We start from the raw sequence: 26,892 nt of genomic DNA on the forward strand, positions 1-26,892 counted from the left end.
TAGACGACAGGAGGCCATGTTGGATACCGGTATCGAGAAGAGCGAAACGCTCCGCGACACCGTGCGTGCATTTGTTGAACGCAAGGCTGTGACCAACACCATTCTTGGCGTGATCATTTTCAATGCGATCACGCTGGGATTGTCGACTTCGGCGTCCATACAGGCCAGTGTTGGCCATCTCCTGACCACGTTTGACAGCATCGTCCTTGGTATTTTCGTAGCCGAGTTGCTGCTGAAATTTTATGCTTACCGGCTGAGTTTCTTCAGAAATGCATGGAACATCTTTGATCTTGTGGTCGTGACACTAGGCCTGTTGCCCAATCGCGATGGCCTTTCAGCCTTGCGAGGGCTACGGGTCATTCGCGCTATGCGCCTTTTGTCAGTCATTCCGCAGATGCGCGCTGTGGTACAGGCGTTGCTTGATGCGTTGCCGGGCATGGGCGCAGTGATCATCATGATTTCGATCGTGTTCTATGTCTTTGCTGTCATGGCTACGCTGATGTATGGCCCCGATTTTCCCGAATGGTTCGGCACGCTGGGCCGGTCCTTGTATTCGCTGTTCCAGATCATGACGCTGGAAAGCTGGTCGATGGGCATCGTGCGTCCCGTGATGGAAACACATCCAACTGCGTGGTTATTCTTTGTTCCATTTATCGTCATAACTGCGTTCTCAGTGTTGAACCTGTTCATTGGTTTACTGGTCAATACGATGCAGTCAGCGGTCGAAGACGAGTCAGTCGAAGAGTTTTCGCATCTTCGTGAACTGGTACGCAGCGAAACGGACATAGTTGACGATCGCGTTAAGGAACTGCTTGTCGAAGTGAAAGCATTGCGTCGCGAGGTTGCGGAGTTGAAAGGGCAGGGCGATGGCTGACAGTTCTCAGAAGTTCATTGCACGCAACAGGGCGCCGCGGGTTCAGATCGAATACGATGTCGAATTGTACGGGGCCGAGAAAAAGGTTCAGCTACCGTTCGTGATGGGAGTTCTGAGTGATCTGTCCGGGAAGTCCAAGGCCGAAGCCGTCTCGATTTCCGACCGCAAATTTCTCGAGATCGACGTCGACAACTTCGATGACCGCATGAAGGCGATGGCTCCTCGTGTTGCATTTTCGGTGCCCAATACTCTGACAGGTGATGGCAATCTGTCGGTGGACCTGACATTTGAGAAGATGGGTGATTTCAACCCGGCCCAGATCGCGGCCAAGATTGAACCCCTGCAGAAACTACTGGACGCGCGCACTCAGCTAGCCACGCTCATGGCCTATATGGACGGCAAGGCCGGAGCCGAGGCGTTGATCGAAAAGATTCTGGCCGATCCTGGACTGTTGGCGACGCTGGCAAGCGGCCCGGTTGAAGATCCTGACCCAGCGTCGACACTGGATGCATTGCGGGAGTTGGCCCCCGAAGACACCCCCGAGGATCACTCGGTGGCCGAGGCATTGGCGACGCTGCCCCAAACTGAGGTCGTCGAACATCCGGATGAGACGTCAGACGTCTTATCGAACCTATCTGTCAATGCTCCCGAAGACCCGCCTGAGGATACGTCCCTGGACGATGCTTTGGCTTCATTACCGGAAGCGATTACAAGCGACGACGAAACCGACATGACCGCTGGCGTGCTGTCTGATCTGGCAGGTGCAACCCCCGAAGAGGCCGTAGAAGATACTTCGGTTGAAGACGCCTTGTCTTCAGTTCCAGACGTGGCAGAAGACGAGGCGCAAGATGAGGCAGCAGGCATTTTGTCCGACCTCGCAGATCAGGCCTCAGATGCTGTTGCCGAGGACAATTCCCTAGAAGAGGCGCTATCGTCCCTCCCAGAGACAGAAGAAGCAACCGAAACCGATTATTCCGAAATCCTGTCCGACCTTGCCGAAGCAGAGCCGGAGGTCGAGTCTGAAGACAGTAGTGTTGATGATCTGCTTGGTGAACTTGCCGAAATGGCGCCGGTTGAGGACACCGCCGAGGATAGTTTAGCCAGCGATGCTCTGGCGTCGCTGCCTGATGTTGTCGAAGCCGAGGACATCGACGACAGCAGTGACATCCTGTCCGATCTCGCTGATGCTGCGCGAGATGATGCCCTGGATGACAGCACTGCAGATGGCCTGCTGAGCGACCTCGCGGATTTGGCACCAGATGACGAAGCGCTGGAGGATACCTCCTCAGCAGACGCGTTGGCCTCGCTACCGGTCGTTGAAGAGGCCGATGACGACGACGAGAGTGATGACATACTATCCGACCTTGCCGACGCTGCGCCCGAGGAGGACACTGAAGACAGCAGCATCGATGATCTTTTGGGCGATATTGCCGACATGGCACCAGAGGACATGGATCAGGATGATGAAGCGGATGATATCCTTGCAGCAATTCCGGATCTCGATAGCGCGGATGATGCAGAAAATTTAGATGATGTTCTCGGCGATCTGGCAGAGAACGTGCCCGAGGAAAGTGCGGATGACGGTGACGATCTGGATGCTTTACTAGGCGATTTGTCAGACAGCGCGACCGAGGAGGAGACCTCGGATGAGGTTGAACTGGACGATCTGCTCGGAGACCTGGCCTTGGATGATGAGGGTTCCGAGGCTACTGCGGAGGAAGCAGACGGGGACGATTTGGACCTCGATGATATTTTCGAAGATGACTCGTCAGACGATAACAGTCCCGTATCAGAAGGCGATACCGACGACCTCGATCTCGACGACCTGCTAGACAGCGACGCGACCGAAGGAGAAGACGCTGGGGATACTTCTGAGGCGGACCTCGACGACTTGGATTTGGACAGCCTGCTTGGCGATGACGACGCGACCGGCGAAGCGGAAGAAGCTGAAGGCACCGAGACCGGTCAGGACGATTTGGATTTAGACAGTCTGCTGGACGACACGGATGAAGAAGATCCTGTGCCTGATGAGCTGGATGACCTCGATCTGGACGATCTGCTAAGCAGCGACGCGTCTGAGGATGATGAAGCGGCGGATATATCCGAGGAAGACCTCGACGATTTGGATTTGGACGATCTGTTCAACGAGGATGACTCCTCCGATGACGCATCAGGATCCGAAAGTGCCGAGACTGATCTGGACGATCTTGATTTGGACAGTTTGCTGGAAGACTCGGATGAAGAAGAGACTATGTCCGATGACGCAGATGACTTTGATTTGGACGATCTGCTGTCGAACGATGACGAATCCGAGGGCACCGATAACGAGGTCGCTTCGGAAGGGGCCAAACCGGATGGGGAACCGATGCTCGCATTTGGTCGGATGAGCGCCGACAGGCCCGATCCTGAACGCTTGAAGCGTAGCCGTTTTCGTATAGCAGTTTTTGGCGATTTCTCGGGCCGTTCTGCGAGGGGCCAGATCGAGACGGGGGACGCTTTGGCCGCGCGCAAACCGATCCTGCTGGATTCGGATACGGTTGAGGATGTGATCGCCGGCTTCGCCACCACCCTTGTGCTGCCTATCGGGAAGGATGGCGCAGGGATTGAGGTGAAACTGAATGAGCTCGACGACCTGCATCCCGATGAGCTTTACGAAAACGTTGAGCTATTTGAGGGTCTGGCGGGCCTGAAAGGCCAATTGAGTGCCGGAGCAACGGCGGATCATGCGGCAAAACAGTTGACGGCATGGGGAGAGGAATTTGGCCAGGCTGTGGTTCCACCGCGCAAGTCTTCGGGTGGCAACACCGTACGAGCTGATCTGAAACTGAGCGATTTTCAGAAGCTAATCGGTGATACCGGCGGTGAATTGGCGCAACCCTCTCCGGTGGACGATCTGTTGAAGCGCGTGGTTGGGCCGCATATCCACAAACTACCCAGTCCCGATGTCGCCGCTATGCAGATTGCGGTAGATGACGCGCTGAGTACGGCGATGCGGCTGGTTCTGCATCATCCCGAATTTCAGTCAGTCGAGGCGCAATGGCGCAGTCTGGATTTGATCGCCCGCAGCGTCGAAGATGACGATACGCTGGATGTGATCCTCTACGATGTATCCGCTGAAGAAATCGCCGCCGATCTGGCCGCCGAAGAGGATCTGGCCCAAACCGGGCTTGTGCGTTTGCTGACCGAAGAACCCCTGGACGAGGAGAACGGACGCGGGGGATATTCTGCGCTGATCGGTCTTTATACTTTCGAGGAGACACCGCCCCATGGAGAACTTCTCGGGCGCGTGGGCCGGGTTGCTGCACATGTGGATGCGCCCTTTATCAGCGCTATTACACCCGCCTATCTGGACATCAAGAAAGACGACCGCCACCCATTGGTGGTCAAGGCTTGGGACACGTTTCGCATGATGCCTGAAGCCGGGCACGTAGGGCTTGCATCGCCACGTTTTCTGCTACGTCGGCCATACGGGGCCAAGTCCGAACCAATCTATGAGTTTGAATTCGAGGAATTCACCGAGGCTGAAGGATTGCGCGGAATGCTCTGGGCCAATCCAGCGGTGCTGGTGACGATCTTACTTGCACGGTCTTTCAAGCAGAATGGCAAAGCGATGAATTTGGGTTCAGTCATGAGCCTTGGTGGAATGCCTTATCATTTCGTAAACGACCGCTATGGCGATCAAGTGGCTCTGCCCTGCACCGAGCGCAATATCAGTTTGGACAAGCACGAACATTCGGTTCAGCGCGGTTATATGCCCCTGCTGTCTGTCAAAGGGCGGGATGAGATCAGGCTGGGATCCTTCAATTCGGTCGCGGGTCAGGAGCTGCTAGGGCCGTGGTCAGGCGTCCCGGCTCCGGCGCCATCACCGGATGTGCCGGATGAGCCCGAGGCGGAAGAGGCGGCCTCGGACGATGAGTTTGATATCGATGATCTGGGTCTGGACGATGATTCCGATCCAGATCTGGCCCTTGACGATGACGACACATCGGATCTGGATGACGATGACTTCGACCTGGATCTTGAGGACGATGACTCTGGCGGTCTGGATGATTTTCTCTCGGCATTTGATGATGATGCCGGGGATGACGGGGATGAAGATGAAATGGACCCGGAACTGGCGGCTCTGCTGGCCGATCTGTAACGGCGTGTCGAACGAGATTTGGAAGGAATGGTAAATGGCGGAAAGTCTTCAAAGTAAAGAGTGGCCCCTTCGGATCACCGGTTCATATCCATACAAGGGTAGTGACGACAAAGACGATCTGGTCCTCAGGCGCGCCATCGTGACCGAAGAGCTGGGAACACTAACCGAGATTCAGGTCGAATTCATGTCGGAGAAGACGACGATTGAACTGGACAAGCTGTTGGGAAAGGTGATGACGATTCACCTGGCCGCAGAGGACGGGGCAAAACGCAAATTCACCGGTACCATCGTTCGGGTAGAGCGTCTGGCCCTGCGAGACGGGTTGGTGCAGTTCTTGGCCGAGCTGCGCCCGTGGTTCTGGTTGCTGACACAGAGAACCAATAGTCGAATTTTTCAGGATATGTCGGTCGTCGAGATTTTTGAGAAGATTTTCAAAGAAGATCACAATATCTCGGATTACAAAAAGAGCCTGACCAACACACACCCCAAGCGTGAATACTGCGTTCAATACCGAGAAACCGATTTTGATTTCATCTCGCGTTTGATGCAGGAAGAAGGGATTTATTATTACTTCGATTGTTCGGACGCCGACGGTAAAAACGAAAAGCTGGTTCTGTGCGATAGCCCTTCTGCGCATACGCCAATAACAGGAGAGCCCAAGGTAGAGTTTCGTGGCGGTGACGATTATGAACAGCGTCTGGGGGACTTTATTACAGAATGGGCTGCATCTGAATCGATCAGATCGGGTGTTGTGTCGCTCGGGGATTTTGATTTTGAAAAGCCCTCGGCATCTTTGGACGCCCGTTCGAAAACGGGCACAAAGCCGGGCCATTCCTTCAAAGAGGACTTGGAGTTGTACGACACGCCCGGGCACTACAAGGAAACTGGGCTGGGTAATACCAGAGCAAAAGTGCGTATGACCGCACAGGATGCATTGTTTTCTCGACGCCGGGCACGGGCTTCGGTTCGATCTCTGGAAACAGGCCGGAAATTCACGCTCAAAGACCATCCGGACAAAGAGCAGAATGGGGAGTATTTGATAACAAGTGCCAAGTATTTCCTTCAGACCACCGAAGGATACGGATTTGAGAAGAAGGATAAAGATCTGGACACTGGCGCGCTGGAGTTTCCAGAAGACAACAGCGAAATGTTCATGGTCGAGTTCGAGGCTCAGCCCGCCAAGACCGAATTCAAATCCCTTTGTACCATTCCCTGGCCCGAGATATCGGGTCTGCACACTGCCATTGTGACCGGCAAATCCGGAGAGGAGATCTGGACTGATAAATACGGTCGCATCAAAGTTCAGTTTCACTGGGACCGCGAGGGTAAAAAGGACGAAAAAACTACCTGCTGGGTTCGTGTGGTGACCCCGTGGTCAGGTAAGAACTGGGGCATGGTCCATATACCGCGGATCGGACAGGAGGTTGTAATTCAGTTCGAAGAGGGCGATCCGGACCGTCCGATTTGTACCGGTATGCTGTATAACGCGGAAACCATGCCGCCGTACAAGCTGCCGGATAATCAAACTCAATCTGGGATAAAAACGCGGTCTACCAAAGGTGGCGCCACCAATACGTTCAACGAACTGATGTTCGAGGACAAAAAGGACGCGGAACTGGTGCGCTTTCAGGCGCAGAAGGATCATGAAAAGCTGGTCAAGAACAAGTCCACAATCACCATTGGCTACGATGAGTTGGACACAGGTGGGAATGGCGGTGATGGTTGCCTGAGCCAGGTGGTTAAGCAGAACGTTGACGAAACGATCAAGAAAGGGGATCACACCTTTACGATCGAAACGGGCAGCCAGACCATCGGCATCAAAACCGATCAAACCGAAACGATTGAGGGCAAATCCACCCGGACGGTCACAGGGAATGTCGCTGAAACCGTAAAGACGGGTAACAAGACAACCACCGTGAGTACCGGCAACATTCAGGTCGATGCGAAATCCGGTAAGATCACAATGACCGCAATGCAGTCGATTGAACTGAAAGTGGGCGGGTCATCGATCAAGCTGGATCCTACAAGTATTACAATCAAGAGTACGATGATCAAGGTTCAGGCGAATGCCAAGCTGGATGCAAAAAGCCCGATGACGACCGTGAACGGCGATGCCATGCTGACCCTCAAGGGCGGCCTGACGATGATCAACTAGGGGGCTGACCGATGAGTGAACGATTTGCAGATATGGTTAAGGTCCCGCAGGTACCCGCCGCCCGGATGTTGGCCGACGCCAACGCGCGGCTCAGTGTTGAACTTGATGCACCGGCCAGCGCTGCATTGGATGTTGTTCTGGCTGAATTGGAAAAAAAGGAAGCCTACATTGATGTGCTGCGTCTGTTGGGTGTTGCGCTGCCGCCACGTGAGCGCGTGTGGTGGTCTTGTCTGGCCGCACGCGATTTCATCGGCAAAGCGCCGGACAACAATACCCGCGCTTTAGCTGCATCCGAGGAATGGGTGTTTCGCCCAACTCCCGAAAACCGGCAAAAAGCGGGGGAAACCATTGATCTGGCCGACCCGGATGATGAAACCGTGAATTGTGCCATTGGCGTGCTCTATTCAGATGGCACGCTGGGAACCGGCGATTTAGCGACTATGCCAGCCCCGCTCGGGGCGGCGGAAATCGTGGCGTTTGCAATGAATGTTGTTGCGATGGACAATCACGAAGGCGATTTTGATGCCTACCTACAGTTGCTGATTGATCGCGGCGTCGATATTGCTCGGGGTGGGAATGGTAATCTGGACCGCGACGGTGCCGGTCCAGGGACGGAGGAATAAACATGGGATTTCCACAGGCCCGTGTAACTGATCTGCACGCATGCACGCTGCCGGCACCGCCGCCAGCGCCGCCGCCTCCTGCGCCGGTACCGATGCCGATCATGCCACCTTGTTGTCCAACCGTTCTGGTTTCGAAACTGCCAGCGGCGCGTGTGACAGATTTGGCGACACCTGCATTTCCGCATCCTATATTGAAAGGATCGGCGACGGTGCTGATTGGCAAGCTTCCGGCGGCGCGGGTTATGGATACTTGCGCCTGCGGTGGTCCGATCCTGCCGCCTTGCTGCCCCACCGTTCTGGTTGGAGGATGAAGACAAACGAATGACGGTCACACTAAAATTTCAATCCACCGGCATAGTGCCGGGCGACGGGCGCCCGGTGTCGATGCAGGGGGGTTCTTTGACCGTGGGGCGTGGACCGGCCAATGACCTTGTCCTCCCCGACCCAGAGCGAACGCTCAGCAAGAACCATTTTGTAATCGAAGATCACAATGGCAACGTGGTGATTGTGGACTTGTCGACCAACGGCACTTTTCTCAACTACTCTAAGATTGCCCTGGGCCGGACGCCCACACCGCTGAACAATGGCGATGTGCTGACGGCGGGTGGGTATGAAATGGTGGTCGAAATCGGCGCTGATCTGCCGTCGTTCGAAGAGATGATTCCTCAGCCGACGCAACAGGATCGAGTCTCGCCGGGGCAGTCGCAAAATGCGCCGGACCCGTTGGCTCTGTTGGACGATTCAGGGCCGGGCGGGGATTTCCTTGATGATTTGTTGGGGGGAGATGCGCCGAAAGGGCCGGGCCAAATTTCAACGCCTGACCCGATGGATGAGCTGTTGCCGCCCTTGGATGATGACGACCCATTTTTTGCGAAACCAAAAGATGCGCATCAGGAAATGGGGGCCAGCGATCCGATGCACAATCCGTCAGCCTCGGATGCGTTTTCAGCTCCAAGCAGTGGCGCAAATCTGATCCCGGATGATTGGGATGATGACCTGCTTTCGCCACAAGGCGCGTCACCCACAGACCCTTCCGGGGGCGCACCACAAAACCCGGCTCCGCCGCCAACTAAACCGACACCGGGTGGGCTGGCTGCTGCACCACCACCGATCCCCAAACCCGAAGCTGCATCTTCCGAACCTGCGCCGCAACAAGCAAAAGTGGACGTACAGGCCGCTACGCCTGTCGCGACTGGGGATCAGGCGGCGGCGCGCGCTTTGCTTGAGGCGCTTGAGGTGGATGATCTACGCATTGACGATGCTGACCTGCCCGCAACGATGGGCCGGTTGGGCCGTGTGCTGCGAACGATGATTGTTGGTCTGCGCGAGATCCTGATGACGCGCACCTCGATCAAGTCCGAATTCCGGATCGATCAGACGATGATCAGCGCTGGTGGGAATAACCCGTTGAAGTTTTCGATCAGCCCAGAGCAGGCAATCGAAGCGCTCGTGAAGCCCCGTGTCAAAGGCTATCTGGCTTCGGAAGAAGCGACCGAGGAGGCGCTGAATGACATTAAGGCGCATGAGATCGCCATGGTGACAGGCATGGAGGCGGCATTGAAAGGCGTGCTGTCTCGTCTTGATCCCGAAGTTTTGGCCGGAAAAATTGAAGGGTCTGGCAAACTTGGGTCACTTTTCAAGGGTAAGAAGACCCAATATTGGGAAGTCTATGAGAAGATGTACGCGGAGATTTCGGATCAGGCAGAGAATGATTTCCACGATCTATTCAGCCGCGAGTTCGCACGTGCCTATAAGGAACAGTTGGAGAAGCTGAAGTAACGTCCAGATTGGGCGCGATAACAAGGGAGGGCAGCCATTGTCCTGGGACAGCAAGGTGCTTTGGACCGAAGGGTTGTTTCTGCAGCCCCATCATTTCCAGCAGGCCGACAGATATACTGAGGCTCTGGTGGCCGGGCTTGCGCGTAGAATGACGCCCTATGCCTGGGGTCTGAGTGCGCTTGAGATTGATGACGAAGTACTCAAGGTCGGTCAGATCGCGCTCAAGTCTTGCGCGGGTCTGACATCGGATGGGCAGGTGTTTCGCGTCCCGCAGGCCGAAGATCATCCACCGGCGCTGGAAGTGCCCGAGTCGATCAAGGATTGCGTGGTATATTTGACGGTTCCGCAAAGGCGGCAAGGCGCGTCCGAAGTAGACCTGAGCGGGGCTGAACAGTCGGTTAGCCGTCTGCGCCCGGCAGAGCAGGAAATCACGGATGTGATGAGCCAGCAAAAAAAGCCGGTGACCCTTGGTGTTGGCAAGCTGCGCCTGCAGTTTGCACTGGCTGTTGACGATTTGGCCGACAAGCTTGCCATTCCGATTGCCCGGATCATCGAAGTGCGTCCGGACAAAGAAATCATAATGGACCGTGGCTTTATCCCCTCGGTTATGGATGTTCGCGCGGCTCCGGCACTGGCGGGCTTCATGAACGAGCTTGAGGGTATGCTGTCACACAGGATGCAGGCCTTGGCCGGAAGATTATCTGAAGGCGGTCCTGCCAAGGGTGCTGCCGAGATATCGGATTTCTTGTTGTTGATGGTGATAAACCGAAACTTGCCTCTTGTTCGCCATTTCGCAAATATCGAAAATGTGCATCCTGAACATGTTTATCGCGTCTGTGCCGCGCTGGCCGGAGAGCTTGCGACCTTTATGAGTGCCGAAAAGGAAGCCGTGCAGTTTCCAGCCTATCAGCATGACAATCTGACCGAGTCTTTTGCACCAGTGATCCGCGTTCTGCGCCAGTACCTGAGCTCAGTTTTGGAGCAGACGGCGATCTCGATCCCGCTGGAGCCACGGAAGTACGGCATAAGCGTAGGGGTAATTGCCGACCGCAAGTTGATCGGAAATGCCGGGTTCGTTCTGGCCGTCAATGCCGATATCCCAGCCGAGGATGTACGGAGGCATTTTGCGGGCCAGGCCAAGACCGGGCCAGTCGAGGAAATCCGTCAGTTGGTGAACTCGGCCTTACCGGGAATCACGCTGCGCCCGCTCCCGGTTGCTCCGCGCCAAATTCCGTATCATTCGGGCGTGGTGTACTTCGAACTGGACGCCGCCAGCCCGTATTGGAGCAAAATGACTACCTCGGGTGGGATCGCGGTGCACGTGTCAGGACAGTACCCAGGTCTGCAGATGGAACTTTGGGCAATCCGCAATCAGTAAGCGTTCGTTTGAAAGACGAGGCCTTGAGTGGTTGCCAAGAAACAATTTGATGGGGCTGTCCGCGTGGGTCACAGTAAGATGCGGGGGCCTTGAGGAAGCAGGTAAACGATGTCCGACAACGATCCTTTTGCCGAACCGGACGACACAGACAAGACGGTGATCCGACCTAACCCGGGTGGGCGGCGTCAGCCCGGCGGTACGCAGCAGCAGCCTGCCGCGTCTCAGCAACCGGCAGGTTACCCGATGGAGACTCCACCTCAGCAGCCAGCGGCGGGCGGGGCAGAAATTGGCGTACCACCTGCGCAGGCTTCGCAACCGCGCACGTCGCAGGGTGGTACAGGGCAGGTGGCAACCACCGGCATGAACCGCCTGAATGCCTGTGCCTCGCCTTTGTTTTCGCTCATCAGTCGAATTCGTAACCGCGCGCAACACATGGACCCCGACAAGCTTCGCCAAAGCGTAGTAGCTGAAGTGCGCAGTTTCGAGAACGCAGCATTGCAGGCGGGTATCCCAGCCCAGTCAGTAAAGATCGCACGCTATGCGCTCTGCGCCACTTTGGACGATGTGGTGTTGAATACACCCTGGGGCGGGCAATCCAGCTGGGCCACGCAGTCTCTGGTCGGGACCTTCCACCGTGAGACGGTTGGTGGCGATCGGTTCTATGATCTTCTGGCGCGGCTGGAACAAGAGCCTGCGAACAACATCGAATTGCTAGAGTTCGTCTACATGTGCCTGTCACTGGGTTTTGAAGGGCGCTTGCGGGTGGAACAGGGAGGTCCGGACAAGCATTTGCAGATTAGGCAAGGTCTTGCGCGGATCATCCGGGCTCAGCGCGGCCCGGTTGAACGTGACCTTGCTCCGCATTGGGAAGGCGAAGATAAACCATATCGAGCGCTCAGCATGTGGAAACCGGTTTGGATCGCGCTTGGCGTGACGGCCCTTTTGCTGATGATCGAGTTTGGTGGCCTGTCCTACGCGCTGTCTAATAAAACAGAAAATCTTGTAGGACAGATGTCGGTAATTGATGCGGGTCCTGTGACCGAATTGCAGCGTCGTGCACCTCCACCTCCACCGCCTCCACCGCAGGCACAGGTGGAAAAGGTCGTGGAATTCCTGAAGCCCGAGATCGACGAAGGATTGGTCGAGGTATTTGAGAAGGGCAATACACTGGTCATTCGCATCAAAGGCTCGGGCATGTTTGGCTCGGGTTCGGATCATCTGCAGGATAAATTCCGCGAGCCCGTGCGCCGGGTTGCGGTAGCGCTGAACGACGAACCGGGTTCCGTGATCGTGGCTGGGCATTCGGACAACGTGCCGATCCGGTCCTCTCGGTTTCCGTCCAATCTGGCCCTTTCACTGGCTCGGGCCAAATCTGTCATGAACCAGATGGCGGCGGATTTGTCCGATCCCAAACGGCTTAGCGCTGAAGGTCGGGCCGACAGTGAACCAATCGCCGACAATTCGACTCGTGAAGGTCGCGCGACCAACCGTCGGATCGAAGTCCTGTTGGTTCAGGAGGAAACCCCATGATCGTCCTCAGATTTCTGAAGTTTGTTTTCCTATCCATCTACACGGTTCTGTTCTTTACCGCGACTGCTCTGTCGCTGAGCTTGTATTTCTTCGGGCCTTTGATCGGATCGGATGAATGGCGCCCGTTGGATGGTGTGGCGGCGCGCCTGATCTGGTGTGGCGTCATATTTGCCATCTTTTTGGTTATCGCGCTGACGGTATTCTTTGTCCGCCGCAGACGCGAAAAGAACCTAACCGAAGAAATCACCGAAGCCGTCAGTGATGGCGGCGATATGATCGACAGCGAGATTTCCGAGCTGCGTGGCAAGTTGAAAACGGCAATGGCGGCGCTGCGTAAATCCAAGAACGGACGACGCCATCTAAACGAATTGCCATGGTATGTGATGATTGGCCCGCCAGGCGCAGGCAAGACCACGGCGATCGTGAATTCTGGCCTTAACTTTCCACTGGCCGATGAAATGGGAAAAACAGCGATTGGTGGCGTCGGCGGAACGCGCAATTGCGATTGGTGGTTCACTGAAAATGCTGTTCTTATCGACACTGCGGGGCGGTACACAACGCAAGAAAGTGACGCTGAAGTCGACAATGCGGCCTGGATCGGTTTTCTTGGGTTGCTCAAGAAATATCGTAAACGCCAGCCCATTAATGGCGCGATGATTGCGATTTCGCTTTCTGATCTGTCTCTGCAGGATGAAATCACTCAGAAAGAGCACGCGAAAGCCGTTCGCCGTCGGCTTGAGGAGCTGCGCGAGAAGTTGGGTGTGCGCTTTCCGGTCTATATACTGTTTACCAAAGCTGATCTGATTGCCGGTTTCGCCGAATTCTACGACAATCTGGGCAAGGAAGATCGTGAACAGGTGTGGGGCTTCACACTGCCATTGGACAAGTCTCGATCCGAGCAATCTCCTGTTGCTGCCTTCGATGAAGAGTTCGCCTTGCTGCTGGGCCGCCTGAACGCCCAATCGCTGGAACGGATGCAGACCGAAACCGACCCACAGCGCCGCGCTCTGGTTGCCGGTTTCCCGATGCAGGTGGCATCCTTCCGGAAGGTTGCGCATGAATTTCTAACCGAGGTTTTTCAGGACAGCCGCTATCAGCATCGCCACATGCTGCGCGGAGTGTATTTCACGTCTGGAACGCAGGAAGGCACACCGATTGACCGGCTGATGCTGGGGATGGCCCGGACCTTCGGGATCGGGCGTCAGGCCATTGGTACGGGGCAGGGTTCAGGGCGCTCGTACTTCCTGACCAGATTGTTTGATCAGGTGATTTTCCGTGAAGCAGGTCTGGTCAGTGCAGATGATAAGGTTGAACGCCGGTACAGGATTACCAAATGGGTTTCGGTCGCCGCGACTGTTATGGCGGCCGTGACGGTTGGCGCTTTGCTTGTGCGCAGCTTCTCGGGAAATTCCGAGCTGATTGCCGAGGCGCAGGAAGGTGTGTCCGCCTATCAGGCTGCTGCAGCAACGCTTCCGCCCAGCCCGGTGGGAGATACCGATCTTGTACCTGTCGTGCAGGCTTTGAATACGTTGCGCGATCTGCCTGCGAATCCGACACTGTCAGATCCGGATCCGGAAACGCGCCTGACATATGGTCTGTATCAGGGTGACGTAATTGGTACGCAGGCGGCGCAGACCTATCGCGCCGCATTGAACCAACGGTTCCTACCGCGCTTGCTGCTGCGTCTGGAGGAGCAGATGAGCGCGAATATCAACAATCCCGATGTTCTATATGAAGCGCTCAAGGTTTACCTGATGTTGGGCTTGCAGGGTCCGATGAACCCGAACCTCGTCAATGAATGGATGAATATCGATTGGACGGTTTCGTTCCCTGGCCCCTCTCGTGAGGAATTTCGCGCCGACCTGAATGATCACCTTGAAGCTTTGCTGAGTCAGCCGATGCAGGCCGTTGCCTTGAATGGGCCGATGGTGGAACAGATCCAAGGTATTTTATCGGAGCTGCCCTTGGCGCAGCGGGTGTATAATGGGATCATATCCAGCCCAACTGCAACGGCCTTGCCGGAGTGGCGCATTACCGAAGTTGGCGGCCCTGCCGTTGGTCGCGTTCTGGTCCGGTCGTCTGGGAAGCCGTTAAATGACGGGATCGAGGGGATCTTCACCTACAAAGGCTTCAACGACGTATTTTTGGGCGAAGCGGTCGGAGTGGCCAAACGGGTACAAAAGGAAAGCTGGGTTCTAGGTCCTCGCGGAGAGGCCGAGCAAACCGAACTGGCCCTTGCGGCGCTTAGTCGAGATGTTCTGGACCTGTACTACAACGACTACATCGCGCGCTATGACGCCATGCTAGGCGATATCGACATCGTTCCTATGGAAAGCCTGAGCCATGCAGTTGAGGTGACCAACGTACTGTCAGGCCCGACGTCGCCTATCGTGAACATCCTAAATTCGATTTCTGACGAGACGAAACTGACAGAAAGCCGTTCAGCCCTGCCCAATACGGATGCGTTGAACGAAGGGTTGTCAAATGCCGCCAGCCTGGAAGTGCAGTCCGCAACCTCCGTCCAGACACAAATCCTGCTGGAAGCGCTGGCCAAGTCCAGCGGTGCAACTTCATCAGAGCCGGTGCAAGAACCGGGCCAATATGTCGAAGATAGGTTCTCTTGGTTGCATCAGTTGGTGGAACAGCAACAGGGACAACCCTCGCAGCTTGATCTTCTGATGGGATCGCTGACCGGTGTGTATCAAGAACTGAACAAGATGTCCTTCAGTGGTGTCACTGGCGCGGAATCCGGTCAAGCGCTGCAGCAGTTCCAGCAGGAAGCGGCGCGTATTCCTGGCCCGATGGAACGCTGGGCATTGCAGATCATCGATGGGTCATCTGGAATCACGTCGGACAGCACGCGCGCATCTATTAATGCGCGCTGGCAGGCTAATGTACTGCCCTTCTGTGAACAGGTTGTGACCGATCGTTATCCGTTCAACCGCAGATCGGGCGCGGATGTTGCCATGGGTGATTTCAGCAAGCTGTTTGGCCCGCAAGGTTTGATTGATACGTTCTTCAACGAAAACCTCGCGAAGCATGTGGATATGCGTACCCGGCCGTGGTCTTGGAAAACCAGTTTAAATGAGGCCGATCTGGGGATCAGTCAGGCAGTACTGACCCAGTTTCAGAATGCAGCAGAGATCCGAGAAGCGTTTTTTGCAGCTGGCCCCCAGCCGCGGATACAGTTTCAGATCATGCCCGAGGCGCTGGACCCCAAGGCCAAGGGCGTGAAGCTGGAGATTGACGGTCAGACGCTGGAGTTCCGTCATCGTGGCGGGCTTCCGTCACCGATGGCCATTGCCTGGCCGGGTCAGGTTGGGCTGGCGCGCGTTAGCTTTGAACCGGAAAAGCGCAACATTGAAAGCGTCTTGTCCAAGGACGGACCGTGGGCCTGGTTCCGGTTACTTGACGCAGCCGAGGTGCGGCGCACAAACGTGTCAGACCGCAAGAAGGTAATATTCAACGTTGGCGGTCGCATCGCGATTTTCCAGCTGCAATCAGGATCGGTCATCAACCCCTTTGCCTTGCCGGCGCTGCAGAAATTCAGCTGCCCCAAGTCTTTCTGATGCCGAAGGCTGGATTTGGCGCATTCGGGAAGATGCCCTCGGTCGGAGATTTCTTTCGGCTCGGGGTAGCACCCGAGTTTGTCCAGCCCTGGGACACCTGGATACAGCACAGCATGCTTGCCGCGTCCGAGTCGCTGGGGCCTGCTTGGGATTCGCATTACATGTCGGCCCCTATCTGGCGCTTCTGCCTTGCCCCAGGCTTGGCAGGTCCGCAGAAAATGCTGGGCGTTCTTATGCCTTCCGTGGACAGAGTAGGGCGACGCTTTCCCCTGACATTGGTTGCAGCGATTTCGAACGAGGGTTCTGCTATTCTATCTCATTTTCGGGCTGCGGAGATTTACGGTCAGCTCGAAGATCTCGCATTGGCTGCGCTCGAGGACGACATGACCCGTGACAAGTTGGCTAAGGAGCTTGAGGCTTTGATCGTTCCAGTGCAGGAGCCAACAGCCCCGGTTCGTGCACAAGGCAACACCTTGGTACTGACGCGCGGAGAAGTATCCGACGGCCTGCTGCCCGATCTTGCTTCGGGATTAGTATCTGATCGTTTTCGGATGCCAACAATTTGGAGCACTGAAATCGGTGGTGTGCCTCGAATGATGGTCTGCGAAGGTTTACCGGAAGGGGCAAACATGCAAGGTTTGTTCAACCTTCACGCTGCAGTCTGGACCGAGGCAAGGCCAATATGAATTCAAGTCACCGCGTTCGGTACAGCGCCCGCAGCCATGTTGGCCTCAAGCGTAAGCTCAATGAAGATGCGGTGCTTGCACTGCCCGAGGAAAACTTGTGGCTGGTTGCGGATGGGATGGGCGGTCACGAGGCGGGTGATTACGCCAGTCGGCTTGTTGCGGATATGGTTGCGGCCATCCCCGCGGGTCTGCCACCTTCAGACCGGATGGTCTCATTGCGCGATGTGCTTCGGCAGGCTCATGCGGCGATCCGCGCCGAGGCCGAAGCACGCGGTGGCGGAACCATCGGTACGACTGTTGCCTGCATGATGTTGGCAAATGGCCATTTTGTTGGGTTGTGGGCCGGAGACAGCCGAATTTATTTGTTGCGGAACAATCAAATTCAGATGCTGACCACCGACCATTCCGTGGTCGCTGATCTCGTTTTGGCCGGTCAGATGAGCTGGGACGAGGCTGAGCAACACCCTCAATCCAACGCCATCAACCGTGCGGTGGGAGTTGGGGATGAGCTGGAATTGGACAAGATCCGTGGCGAAGTTCAACCGGGGGACCGGTTCCTGATATGCTCGGACGGATTAAGCAAATATGCTACTTTTCCGATGCTCGAAAAAGCACTGTCCGAAATGCCGATTGAGACAGTGGCAGATCAGTTGATCCAAACCGCTCTGGATGGGGGTGGCGCAGATAATATCTCGGTGATTGTTGTCGACATTCCTTGAAGGCAAATGATGCCTTCAGGCGTCGCTAATGACCAATGGCTTGCAGTTCGAGGCCAGGTTATTGTTCCAGGGTAGTCAGAATACGGCTGTCCAGCGACAGGATCTGCGTATCGACGTTGCGATCTTGCTCGCGCAGCGCTTCGGCATATCCTGCTGCGGATTCGGTTGTTGGTCGCAGGGTGTCGAATAACTGTTTGTCACTATGCAACACGATGACTTTGCTTTTGCCCAAGGTGGAATCGTCAACCTCGAAAGCAATGCCTCCGTTTTCCTGGCTCTCTGGTATCGAATAAGCAACGCGTACTGACATGGGTCCTGTTTGGCCTTCCCTTAAGGCCGGAATGCCGTTTTCCTGGCGCGTCACATTGGGCAGCAGGTGGAATACGTTTCCTGAGACATCAAGAACTGAAACAGACAGAAATCCGTCCTGCGCATCATCTGGCAGTTTGACGTCGATCACCGGGTTCTGGCCGACGATAAAATCACCATTGGGATTTGGCGCGTTACCCTGTTCACCATTATAGAATGCGATCGAAATATCGCTTGTCGGTGCAGTTGGAAGATAGTTCTCGATCAGACACAGGGTAGGATTCAAGAGCGCAATCTGGTCCAAATCCACGGGTCGCGTGCCAACAAGCGCCGTCAAAGCGGTTTCAAGCGCGATTAAGCTGTCCTGAGACGCCAGTGTGCCGCTCACCCGTACCGAGGTTTCAAGTCCGTATCCGGTTGTAGGCGGGTCAACCAATTGCAACGTGCCACAATCGGCCAAGCCTGCCAAAATTGGTCTGATCTCTGCTGCTGTAACGAATAGAGGTTCAAGTTCCAGATCAACTGTTCCCTGCAGCCCAGCCGGTAATCCTGCGGAAAAAAGCTGCTCCAACTCTGTGTGCAGGGCCTTGTTCGTGGTCTGTCCGGTCAACTGGGCGTCATTGCCGTTTACGACCAGACGCCATTCTTCCAGGTCCATCACCGCGTCTACGACATCGCTGACGGCGCTTCCCCAGTTTTCTGAAATGTCGCCCGATGCCAATGTCAAATCGACCGTACCGCCATCTCCGGTAATCTCGCGTGTCATAGCATCCCGAGTTTCTTCCGATGGTACGAACCCGACCGCACGCGGGGGCTGCCCATCGCGTTTGTCCGCTACCAATGTGTAGGGCGCGACGGCGGGGTATGACGGGCCCAACAGTCCATCGAAGGTGCCGCTTAGATAGCCGCCAATTCCGGCCCCTCCGACGATAACAACGCCCAAAGTCGCCATAATCCCTGTCCGTGACTTTTTTGCGGTTGCAGGCTGAGAGGGCTTCGGCGTCTGCACTTCCTGAGAAGGCGTGGATTCAGGCGCGGCCATCGCAGGTGCGGGAGCGCTACTTTTAGGAACAATTATAGTGGCATCTTCATCAGTGTCAGGGATTGCGCTCTCAACTGGTTCTGATCGTGCAGAGGCAAGCGCCCTTAGTACATCACCGGCCGATTGAAATCGGTCATTTGGATCCGGGGCGGTCATCTTGTCGAGGATGGATTTCAGAGGCTCAGGCACATTTGTTGTGTCCAGGGGCTCTTTCTTGCTTTCGACAACCTCCAGCAGGTTGCGCCCTGAGTTTGCTTTTTTGCCCCGGAAGTTTGCAAGTAGCAACGCGCCCAAAGAGTAAATATCTGTGCGTTGATCGGTTTTACCCGACAACTGCTCGGGCGCTGCATAGGCATATTTGCCGGCAAATTCACCACCCACGATAGTCTCCGCGCCAGGATTGGTGTCCTTGGCAATACCGAAATCGATAATCACCGCCTGTGCAGGATCGCCATCACGTAGGATGATGTTATCCGGGCTCAGATCGCGATGGACGATATTGCGGGCATGGGCGGCCTCCAATCCCTCGCACACCCGTTTGCACACAGTGAGAATTTCAGGCGCAGACATCGGACCCTCGGCCAGCTTCCGGTCCAGTCCGGGTCCGTCAACGTAATCCATCACCAGATAGACATGTCCGTCGGCGGTGCGGTTATTTTCAGAATACCGCACAACCGCGTCGTGGCGGATGTCGCGAATTTCTTCTTCTCGGGTCAGAAGGACAAGATAATCGTCGTTACTGGAGAATTCGGCCTTCAATACCTTGAGTGCGGCAAGGCGCCCCGAAATCTCGGAGCGTGCCCGGTAAACGTCTGACGTTCCACCCCGCCCAAGGATCGCCTCGATCCGATAGGTATTGTTCACCAGATCGCCCGGCTGAAACAGGTCACCTGTGCGGGATTCAGTCATGCCGCCCTCGAATTTAGTTGTTATCAGAGGAGACTAAATCAGCCGAGAGCCTGAAATTCAACGCGGCGATTTTCATCAGCACGCGGGTTATCCTTATTCAGAGGTTGTGCTTCACCGACGCCGAGCACTTCAAGGCGTTGGTCCGAGATGCCGCAATCGCTGACAAGAAAGCGTTTGACCTCTTTTGCGCGCAACAGAGACAGGTTTTGATTGTACTCCGCAGATCCTGCGCTGTCGGTGTGTCCGATAATCTGAAAGACATTCACGTCGACGTTCTTCATCGCCTGACAGAGCGAGGCCAATTTCGGTTTTTCATCGTCCCGCAGTGCGGCCGAGGCGAAATCGAAACGAACCTGAATGTTGACCTGATCTTCTGTTGCGACGGGCTGATACTCGGCGGGCGCTGCAGCAACAGTGGTTTCAGCGGTGTCTTGTGTAGTTTCGGTGCCGGAATTTGAGGGCACGATCACAAGTCCGCGTGTTTTTTGTTTGTTGAATGCGTCGGTGATTTCGTCGGCTGTCAGTTCATTTGACTGCGCCAGTGCAAATTGTGTCGCACATACAAATGCAAAAGCCGAAGCCCCGATAGTTTTCGTCGATGAAAATGCAGGCATTACTGAAGTCCTTCCATATTTGAGACAAAGAGTACCCCTGCCTCTGAGCAGCGACAATGAAGAAAGTCACATATGAGATTAACAATTTCGGGCAAAGACGTGACATCCTGTCCGTCGACTTCTAGGTTGATGCACAAAGGCAGTGAGACACAGGAAAACACAGCAGATGCGCACCGTTCCAGCGATAATCCTTGGTGTGGCGATAATCCTTGCCCCGATCATCTGGTATGTCTTCCCTATAATAGTCCCTATTGAAAGTGATTTTGAGGGGCCCGCAATCGACTCAGGCGCTCGGATCGAGATTGAAATGCTGAGCCAGCAAGTCGAAGACATGCGCAATCAGATTGAGCAGTTATCTCTGGAAATCTCCCGATCGCAAAGCGGTGGACCTTTGTTGCAACAAGGTGCCGACGGTGCCGACGATTTTGGCTATGACAGCACCACACCAAACGACATCATCGATGCCTATGCTCAGGTTGTTCTGATTGCCAATCGTAAAAAGGTGAACCAGCAACTTCAGCTGGCAAATTCAACATTCTTGAAAGAGACGTTTGGTCTGCCGCGCGAGGACTTAACAGACAGTTGCCAGTCAATGACTAATCCGCGTCTGGAAAGTCTGCTGATCCTTGAAGAAGTGGGGCCTGTTCGTGTGCGGATGCTGAAACCTGCAATCGATTCCCTGCGCACTGTATTCGACAATATCCGACGAACCGATCCTGATTTATTTGCCCGTATTAATACGGCAGGGTCTTTGTGTGTCCGCCGAATTCGAGGAGCGACTTCCTCAGCCTCGGCGCATGCTTATGGACTGGCTGTTGATCTGAACATCGACGGTGTGCTGGATACTTTGGGCGATGGGAAAACTCAACTTGGCCTCACTATCCTTGCCGATTTTTTCCGCCAGGAAGGCTGGGTCTGGGGGGCTGCATGGGGGCGCGAGGATTCCATGCATTTCGAAGTCAGTCGAGACAAGATAGAAGAGTGGCTGGAACAAGGTCTGCTGTAGTTGCGCGTTATGTGAAGTGGGACACGGACTTCAAAGCCACTAAACGTGATACCCAGAACAGTAATTCCAACGAGTTTTCGTAAATGGTAAATACAATCTTGCTTTGGCGTATACGCTGGGTTTTTCTGAGTACTGTTTCTCGCCTTCACCAAAGGTCACCAATGTCGAAGCTACTCCCTAGGAAGTTTCAGCGCCTCCAAAATATCAGTGTGATATTTTCACTTGCCGCCGGCAGCTTGAACATTCTTGCGGATAGCGTCTGGGCGCAAAGCGCGTCCAACATTGCGCCTTCGACGTTTCAGCCACAAAATCAGCAAAGCACTGGGCCAGTGACTGTGGCGCGGGATCCGGGTGCTCCGATCCCGGAGGGTGCGGACCGGTTATTCGTGACGGTTGGGCGGGTCGCTATCGAAGGTGCTCTGCCACAGATGGAGAGTGCAAATACCGCCTTTATTGAGCGGTTGTCGGGCAAGCGCGTCGCGGCGTCTGAAATCTTTGCGGCGACCAACCGTCTGGAAAGCGCGTACGCCAATGCCGGGTTTGTTCTAAGTCGTGTGGTTTTGCCGCAGCAGACTCTGCGCGACGGTGGAACCCTTCGCATTGTTGTGGTTGATGGGTTTGTAGAGCGTATCGATGCCCGGAAGGTTCCCGAACAAGTTCGCGACCGGGTGGTGGCGATCACTGAACCACTGATCGGCAAACGCGGTATCAGGCTGCAAGAGATTGAACGGGCACTATTGCTAGCGGGTGATACATTTGGAGTTCGGCTGGCATCGACACTATCAGCCGGGGACGCCAATGGCGGAACGATTCTAACACTGGACGGAGAATTCAAAGAAATTACCGGCTCATTTGGGTTCGACAACACGTTATCGGATGAGCTTGGTCCCGTGAACCTGAGCCTGGGGCTTGAGATGAACGGTTTTCTCGATCTTGGAGAGACCTTCTACTTCAATGTGGGCGGGTCCCCTACGCGGTTTTTCTCGAGTGACCCTGAATACCGAATAGTCGCGGCAGGTACCGTATTCCCGATTGGCTATGATGGTCTGACGTTTAATGCAGAAGTAACATCCAGTAAGGCGCGCCCCGAAACAGACCTTGTTCCGAATGAAAGCGAATTCGAGAGGTTGTCTCTGAGGCTGTATTATCCTTGGATTCGATCGAGGCAGCTAAATCTGACATCGCAGCTGATCTTTGACCGTATCAGCGATTCTCAAGATTTGCTGATCGGATCAGATTCAGTCCCGGTATACGACGACGATACAAGCGTCTTGCGCGCAACATTAGATGTTACGCGAAACTATGATAATGGGGCATTCTTGCGCGGCAGTGCTATCCTGTCTCGTGGGTTAGATGCATTTGGAGCCAGCACATCGGTCGGGCCTGATGAAGCACCTTTGTCTCGGCAGGGTGCCAGTGCCGAATTCACCAAACTCGTTTTGGCCGGTCAATATCAGCGCCCGATAAATGCCAATTGGTCGTTGAATCTAAGCGGCCGCATTCAATCTAGTTTTGGCGATCCGCTGGTTACATCAGAGCAGTTCAGCGTCGCCAGCTCGAGCGAGCTGTCAACGTTTGACGCGGGCTCGCTACGTGGTGATGATGGTTGGGTCGTGCGGTCCGAAGTGGGTCGATCTCAACAGATTGAACTCGCCGGAGTTCCGCTGCTGTTGAAGCCCTATATCTTTGGTGCTTATGGGGAACTGGGATTAGAACAGCCAACGATATTTGAGCAAAGCACCACCACGGCCTATTCCTATGGGATCGGCGCTGATTTGTTTATCATTGAAAACTCGACCTATAAGTCGGGTTCGTTACGAGTTGAGTATGGGAGAGGTGAACGCGATGACCTGGGAGCTGATGGAAACCGCTTCAGTATCGTTGCGAGCCGGAGATTCTGAGCGCACCGACAATATACTTCGGACTGCGATAGTTTCAGCCACGGCACTGCTTTGGGGCACGACTGCGATGGCGCAGTCCTTGCCGACAGGTGGTTCCGTGGCCGCAGGCAGTGCGACAATATCGCAGCCCAGCAGCACACAACTGGACATAACTCAAAGTTCAGACACCGCTATTGTGAACTGGGACGGATTTTCGGTCGGTTCCGGTTCGACGGTTAACATTCATCAGCCCAGACAGCAGAGCGCCATCCTGAACCGGGTGACGGGTGATACCACTAGCCAAATCCATGGGCAGCTGAATGCGAACGGGCAGGTGTTTCTGGTCAACCCCAATGGCATTTTCATTGGGCCGAACAGTCATGTAAATACAGGCGGATTTGTAGCCTCGACCCTCGCTATCTCGGATGATGATTTCCTGAACGGGAGATATCGTTTCGAAGGTAGCGGAAATTCAGCTTCGGTTGAGAATGCCGGAACGATCTCCATCGTTCCCGGTGGCTATGCCGCGCTGATCGGCGGCAAGGTATCTAACTCGGGCTTGATCAGGGTGCCATTGGGCAAGGTCGGTTTGGGTGCTGGTGAACAGGTAACCCTTGACGTCTCAGGCGATGGGTTTTTGCAGGTGGCGGTTCCATCGGACAGCGATGATGCCACGATGGAGGCCTTGGTCACCAATTCGGGGCGGATCGAGGCCGAGGGTGGTCTGGTTCATCTGAAAGCAGCCAGCGCGCGCGATGCCGCGCGGCAGGTGATCAACATGTCCGGTGTGATTGAGGCGAAATCCGTCGGAGGCGTTTCCGGCGCAGTTGTTTTAGGTGGTAGCGGTGGAGCGGTTCGTATCAGCGGAACAATCGACACTTCGGCCCGCGAGACGATTGTTGAAACCTCGTTGCGTCCAAGGGTTCGTGCGCAAGATGGTGGAACAATCACGATCACGGGTGAAGCGATTGCATTAGCCGGTGCCACGCTGAGCGCTGATGGGGCTGGTGGTGGTGATGGCGGCACAATCTTGGTGGGCGGAGACTATCAGGGTGGCGGTACGCTGCAGACAGCGCAGACAACCAGTGTGGACGCAAGCTCTACCCTGACCGCCGATGGTGGTGAGGAGGGCAATGGCGGACGCATCATCGTTTGGTCTGACTATTCTACGATCTTCTCAGGCTTCAACTCAGCCCGCGGGGGCGAACAGGCGGGTGATGGCGGATTTGTCGAGGTTTCTGGTAAAATCGAGCTCAGCTACCGAGGACTGACCGATACGCGCGCGCCCAGCGGTTCTCATGGGACGTTGCTGCTTGACCCGTCTAATATTTTTATCAATTCGAGCGGCGCTCTCGGAACAGTCGACCCGGCGACGATCGTTGCCAACCTCGACCTTGGTGATGTTATCATCACCACTGCCGGAACCGGAGAGCTTATCCCCGGCAGCGGCCCGCCAGTGGATTTGGGTGGACCTGACGGCCAAGCGGGGGACATCACTGTCGAAGAGGCTGTTGTCTGGGCTAGCTCTTCCAACCTTACCCTACGTGCGGACAACGACATTGATATCAACGCCGCTATTACAGCGCCTGATGGCGGATTAACGATCGATGCGGTTGGTGACGTTGAAACCGGCTCTGGCGGTGCAATCGATGTTGCGTCGTTCACTCTGGAAAGCGGCTCATGGGATCAGAACGGCGGCGCGCTCCCTTCTTTCGCGGCGGGCGATTTCTCGATCACGGACGGGGCCACATTCCTGAGGGTGCTGGGTGGTAGCGGAACTGCCGCTAGCCCTTATCAATTGACGGATGTCTATGGTCTGCAAGGGATCGACAGCAGCGGGCTGGATGGTGACAGCTTTGAATTGGTGAATAACATCGATGCGTCGGTCACATCCGGCTGGTCCGGAGGTTTTGATCCGATCGACACGTTCTCAGGCTCGCTGGATGGTAATCGGTTTGCGATTGATGGGTTGAACATTGATCAGGGTGATGGCCTTGCCGCTTTCTTTTTGGCAATTGAGGAGGCGGGCTCGGTATCGAACCTTAGCATTACGAATGCGGACATTGATGGAGGTATTGCGTCCGGGGTCGCTTTGTCGAACTCAGGCCTTATTAGTGGCGTTTCATTCGGTGGAACTGTGACAGCGCAGAACTTTAGCGGCGCATCACAAGCGTCGGGTTTGGTTGGATTCAACGAAGGTACGATTGAGGACAGTTTCTCGACCGCACGCGTCGAAGCAATATTCCCGCCAGATGCCTCTGACGCAGCAATAATTGGTGCCGGGCTTGTCATTGATAATGTTGGCACGATTGAGCGGTCGAACAGTTCCGGGCCAGTCATCCTGACTAGTTTGACAGGCTCTGGCGATGCCCTTGGCGCAGGTCTGGCGGCGTTCAATTCTGGAACAATCCGGGATTCCTATTCAACGTCAGATATTACGGCCAACAACGTCGATGACACTGTGACCATTGGTGGTCTGGTGATCGACAATGATGAAAACCTTGATTTTGGAACCGTTGGTACGATCGAACGCACATTTGCAACGGGTGCCATAACCTCGAACGGGTCGGCGTCAACAACCTTCGGCGGCCTGGTTGTCTTTAACGATCCCTCAGCCTCGGTTACGGCTTCATTCTGGGATAGCCAATCTACGGGGGTCAGCACGAGTGACGGTGGCACCGCGTTGACCACATCGCAGCTGCAGGACACCGAGAGCTTTTACCGACGGGCCTCTTCTCAGGGATGGGATTTCACCAGCGTGTGGGCACCGGGAACAGGCAGCACAAACCCTGCGAATTACACAACTTCGCCCGTGCTCTTCGCCATACCTGACGATGTTGCCGTCCCGGCCGGCCAGACATCTAGCGCCTCCACGACGGGTACGGTCTATGGTGGGCCATCGCTTTATCGGTTTGGTCCGGCATCCGATACACTGAATACTTCCAGCGTTTTCAGTCCGTTGAATTTCGCCAGCACTTCACCCGGGGCGACGACCTTTACATTGGGCAGAAGTTCAGTGACCAGCAGCGGCGGGCAGGTCTATACGATTGCCGCTTTGCCGGGGGCGGCCGTCATTACAAACGGTACGATTATTACAGTTCCTCCGACGCCTACAATTGAGGTTACGCCGACAGTAGACACAACAATCACCGGCGGAGGTGGCGGAGGCACAGCCGTGACAACTGTCGCCGAGGCAGAAGCCGCGTTGGGGACAATCGAAAATGTGTCGCAGGAATTTGACGAAGAGATTGCATCCTGTGCCAGTAGTGGTGAAAGCGTTAGCGAATATCTTGCCTGTCTGGCCCAAGCGATGGATGAGTATGCTGCCGATCTAGATGGGATCGTTAAGGGCCTACCGCCGGGACTGGATTCAGTTGGGGATATCATCCGCGGTGCCAGTGCCGGTATCCGCGAAACTGGCGAAGAAGCCAGCCGCCGTCTGTCGCTTGCCACGACTGCCGAGGAACGCAACGCGATTCGACGCGAAGCTGTCCAGCAAGCACGGCGTCAAATTCGTCAGGCTCAGAGGGAGATCCGAAAAGCTATCACGTTGATAAGAGCAAGCGATCCCGAACTTGCCATCATCCAGAACCAGCAGGTAGAAACGATTGTGGCGGCTGTTGGTCAGGCGGAAATCGGACTGACGCGCGCCATCGGTCTCTAAGACGTCGGAGAACT

Annotated in this window: 16 protein-coding genes; 14 read left to right on the forward strand and 2 right to left on the reverse strand. The window is 55.3% G+C overall.

Going from position 1 to position 26,892, the window contains the following annotated elements:
* The first annotated feature begins 16 nt into the window (after positions 1-16).
* The 11 genes from ACR3EJ_RS21955 (at position 17) to ACR3EJ_RS22005 (ending at position 17,454) form a co-directional block, all read left to right on the forward strand.
* Positions 17-874, forward strand: a complete 858-nt coding sequence (locus tag ACR3EJ_RS21955) for an ion transporter (RefSeq protein ID WP_170472001.1) — start codon at positions 17-19, stop codon at positions 872-874.
* Positions 867-5,015, forward strand: coding sequence for a type VI secretion system contractile sheath small subunit (tssB, locus tag ACR3EJ_RS21960; RefSeq protein WP_170543741.1), 4,149 nt, complete (start codon positions 867-869; stop codon positions 5,013-5,015). Before ACR3EJ_RS21955 ends, tssB begins: the two co-directional genes overlap by 8 nt.
* A 34-nt stretch (positions 5,016-5,049) precedes the next feature.
* Positions 5,050-7,170: a type VI secretion system Vgr family protein gene (locus ACR3EJ_RS21965; RefSeq protein ID WP_170543743.1), complete on the forward strand. Its 2,121-nt coding sequence runs from the start codon at positions 5,050-5,052 to the stop codon at positions 7,168-7,170.
* Between the two features lie 11 nt (positions 7,171-7,181).
* Positions 7,182-7,793, forward strand: a complete 612-nt coding sequence (locus ACR3EJ_RS21970; RefSeq protein ID WP_170543745.1) for a DUF6931 family protein — start codon at positions 7,182-7,184, stop codon at positions 7,791-7,793.
* A gap of 2 nt (positions 7,794-7,795) precedes the next feature.
* Positions 7,796-8,104, forward strand: a complete 309-nt coding sequence (locus ACR3EJ_RS21975; protein ID WP_010443407.1) for a PAAR domain-containing protein — start codon at positions 7,796-7,798, stop codon at positions 8,102-8,104.
* Between the two features lie 10 nt (positions 8,105-8,114).
* On the forward strand, positions 8,115-9,572 hold the full coding sequence (tagH, locus tag ACR3EJ_RS21980) for a type VI secretion system-associated FHA domain protein TagH (RefSeq protein WP_170543747.1): 1,458 nt from the start codon (positions 8,115-8,117) through the stop codon (positions 9,570-9,572).
* Between the two features lie 37 nt (positions 9,573-9,609).
* Positions 9,610-10,950 (forward strand): type VI secretion system baseplate subunit TssK, encoded by a 1,341-nt coding sequence (tssK, locus tag ACR3EJ_RS21985; RefSeq protein WP_170471990.1) that lies wholly within the window; start codon positions 9,610-9,612, stop codon positions 10,948-10,950.
* A 108-nt stretch (positions 10,951-11,058) separates the two neighbouring features.
* On the forward strand, positions 11,059-12,480 hold the full coding sequence (icmH, locus tag ACR3EJ_RS21990) for a type IVB secretion system protein IcmH/DotU (RefSeq protein WP_170543749.1): 1,422 nt from the start codon (positions 11,059-11,061) through the stop codon (positions 12,478-12,480).
* Positions 12,477-16,049 (forward strand): type VI secretion system membrane subunit TssM, encoded by a 3,573-nt coding sequence (gene tssM, locus ACR3EJ_RS21995; protein ID WP_170543751.1) that lies wholly within the window; start codon positions 12,477-12,479, stop codon positions 16,047-16,049. Before icmH ends, tssM begins: the two co-directional genes overlap by 4 nt.
* Positions 16,049-16,735 carry a type VI secretion system-associated protein TagF gene (gene tagF, locus ACR3EJ_RS22000; protein WP_170471984.1) on the forward strand — a complete coding sequence of 229 codons (687 nt, stop codon included), beginning with the start codon at positions 16,049-16,051 and terminating at the stop codon, positions 16,733-16,735. The genes tssM and tagF overlap by 1 nt, the downstream gene beginning before the upstream one ends.
* Positions 16,732-17,454 carry a protein phosphatase 2C domain-containing protein gene (locus ACR3EJ_RS22005; RefSeq protein ID WP_170543753.1) on the forward strand — a complete coding sequence of 241 codons (723 nt, stop codon included), beginning with the start codon at positions 16,732-16,734 and terminating at the stop codon, positions 17,452-17,454. Before tagF ends, ACR3EJ_RS22005 begins: the two co-directional genes overlap by 4 nt.
* A gap of 58 nt (positions 17,455-17,512) precedes the next feature.
* Here the strand turns inward: ACR3EJ_RS22005 and ACR3EJ_RS22010 are convergent, their stop codons facing one another.
* Positions 17,513-19,714: a serine/threonine protein kinase gene (locus tag ACR3EJ_RS22010; protein ID WP_170543755.1), complete on the reverse strand. Its 2,202-nt coding sequence runs from the start codon at positions 19,712-19,714 to the stop codon at positions 17,513-17,515.
* A gap of 38 nt (positions 19,715-19,752) precedes the next feature.
* Positions 19,753-20,328, reverse strand: a complete 576-nt coding sequence (locus ACR3EJ_RS22015) for an OmpA family protein (protein ID WP_170543757.1) — start codon at positions 20,326-20,328, stop codon at positions 19,753-19,755.
* A 166-nt stretch (positions 20,329-20,494) separates the two neighbouring features.
* Between ACR3EJ_RS22015 and ACR3EJ_RS22020 the strand changes: the two genes are divergently transcribed.
* The 3 genes from ACR3EJ_RS22020 (at position 20,495) to ACR3EJ_RS22030 (ending at position 26,878) form a co-directional block, all read left to right on the forward strand.
* Positions 20,495-21,334 carry a M15 family metallopeptidase gene (locus tag ACR3EJ_RS22020; RefSeq protein WP_170543759.1) on the forward strand — a complete coding sequence of 280 codons (840 nt, stop codon included), beginning with the start codon at positions 20,495-20,497 and terminating at the stop codon, positions 21,332-21,334.
* Between the two features lie 209 nt (positions 21,335-21,543).
* Positions 21,544-23,235 (forward strand): ShlB/FhaC/HecB family hemolysin secretion/activation protein, encoded by a 1,692-nt coding sequence (locus ACR3EJ_RS22025; protein WP_170543761.1) that lies wholly within the window; start codon positions 21,544-21,546, stop codon positions 23,233-23,235.
* The gene (locus ACR3EJ_RS22030) at positions 23,180-26,878 is read left to right on the forward strand and encodes a two-partner secretion domain-containing protein (RefSeq protein WP_170543763.1); all 3,699 of its coding nucleotides are present in this window, start codon (positions 23,180-23,182) and stop codon (positions 26,876-26,878) included. The genes ACR3EJ_RS22025 and ACR3EJ_RS22030 overlap by 56 nt, the downstream gene beginning before the upstream one ends.
* Positions 26,879-26,892: the final 14 nt, after the last annotated feature.

The sequence above is a fragment of the Ruegeria sp. AB11 genome (assembly GCF_056536325.1).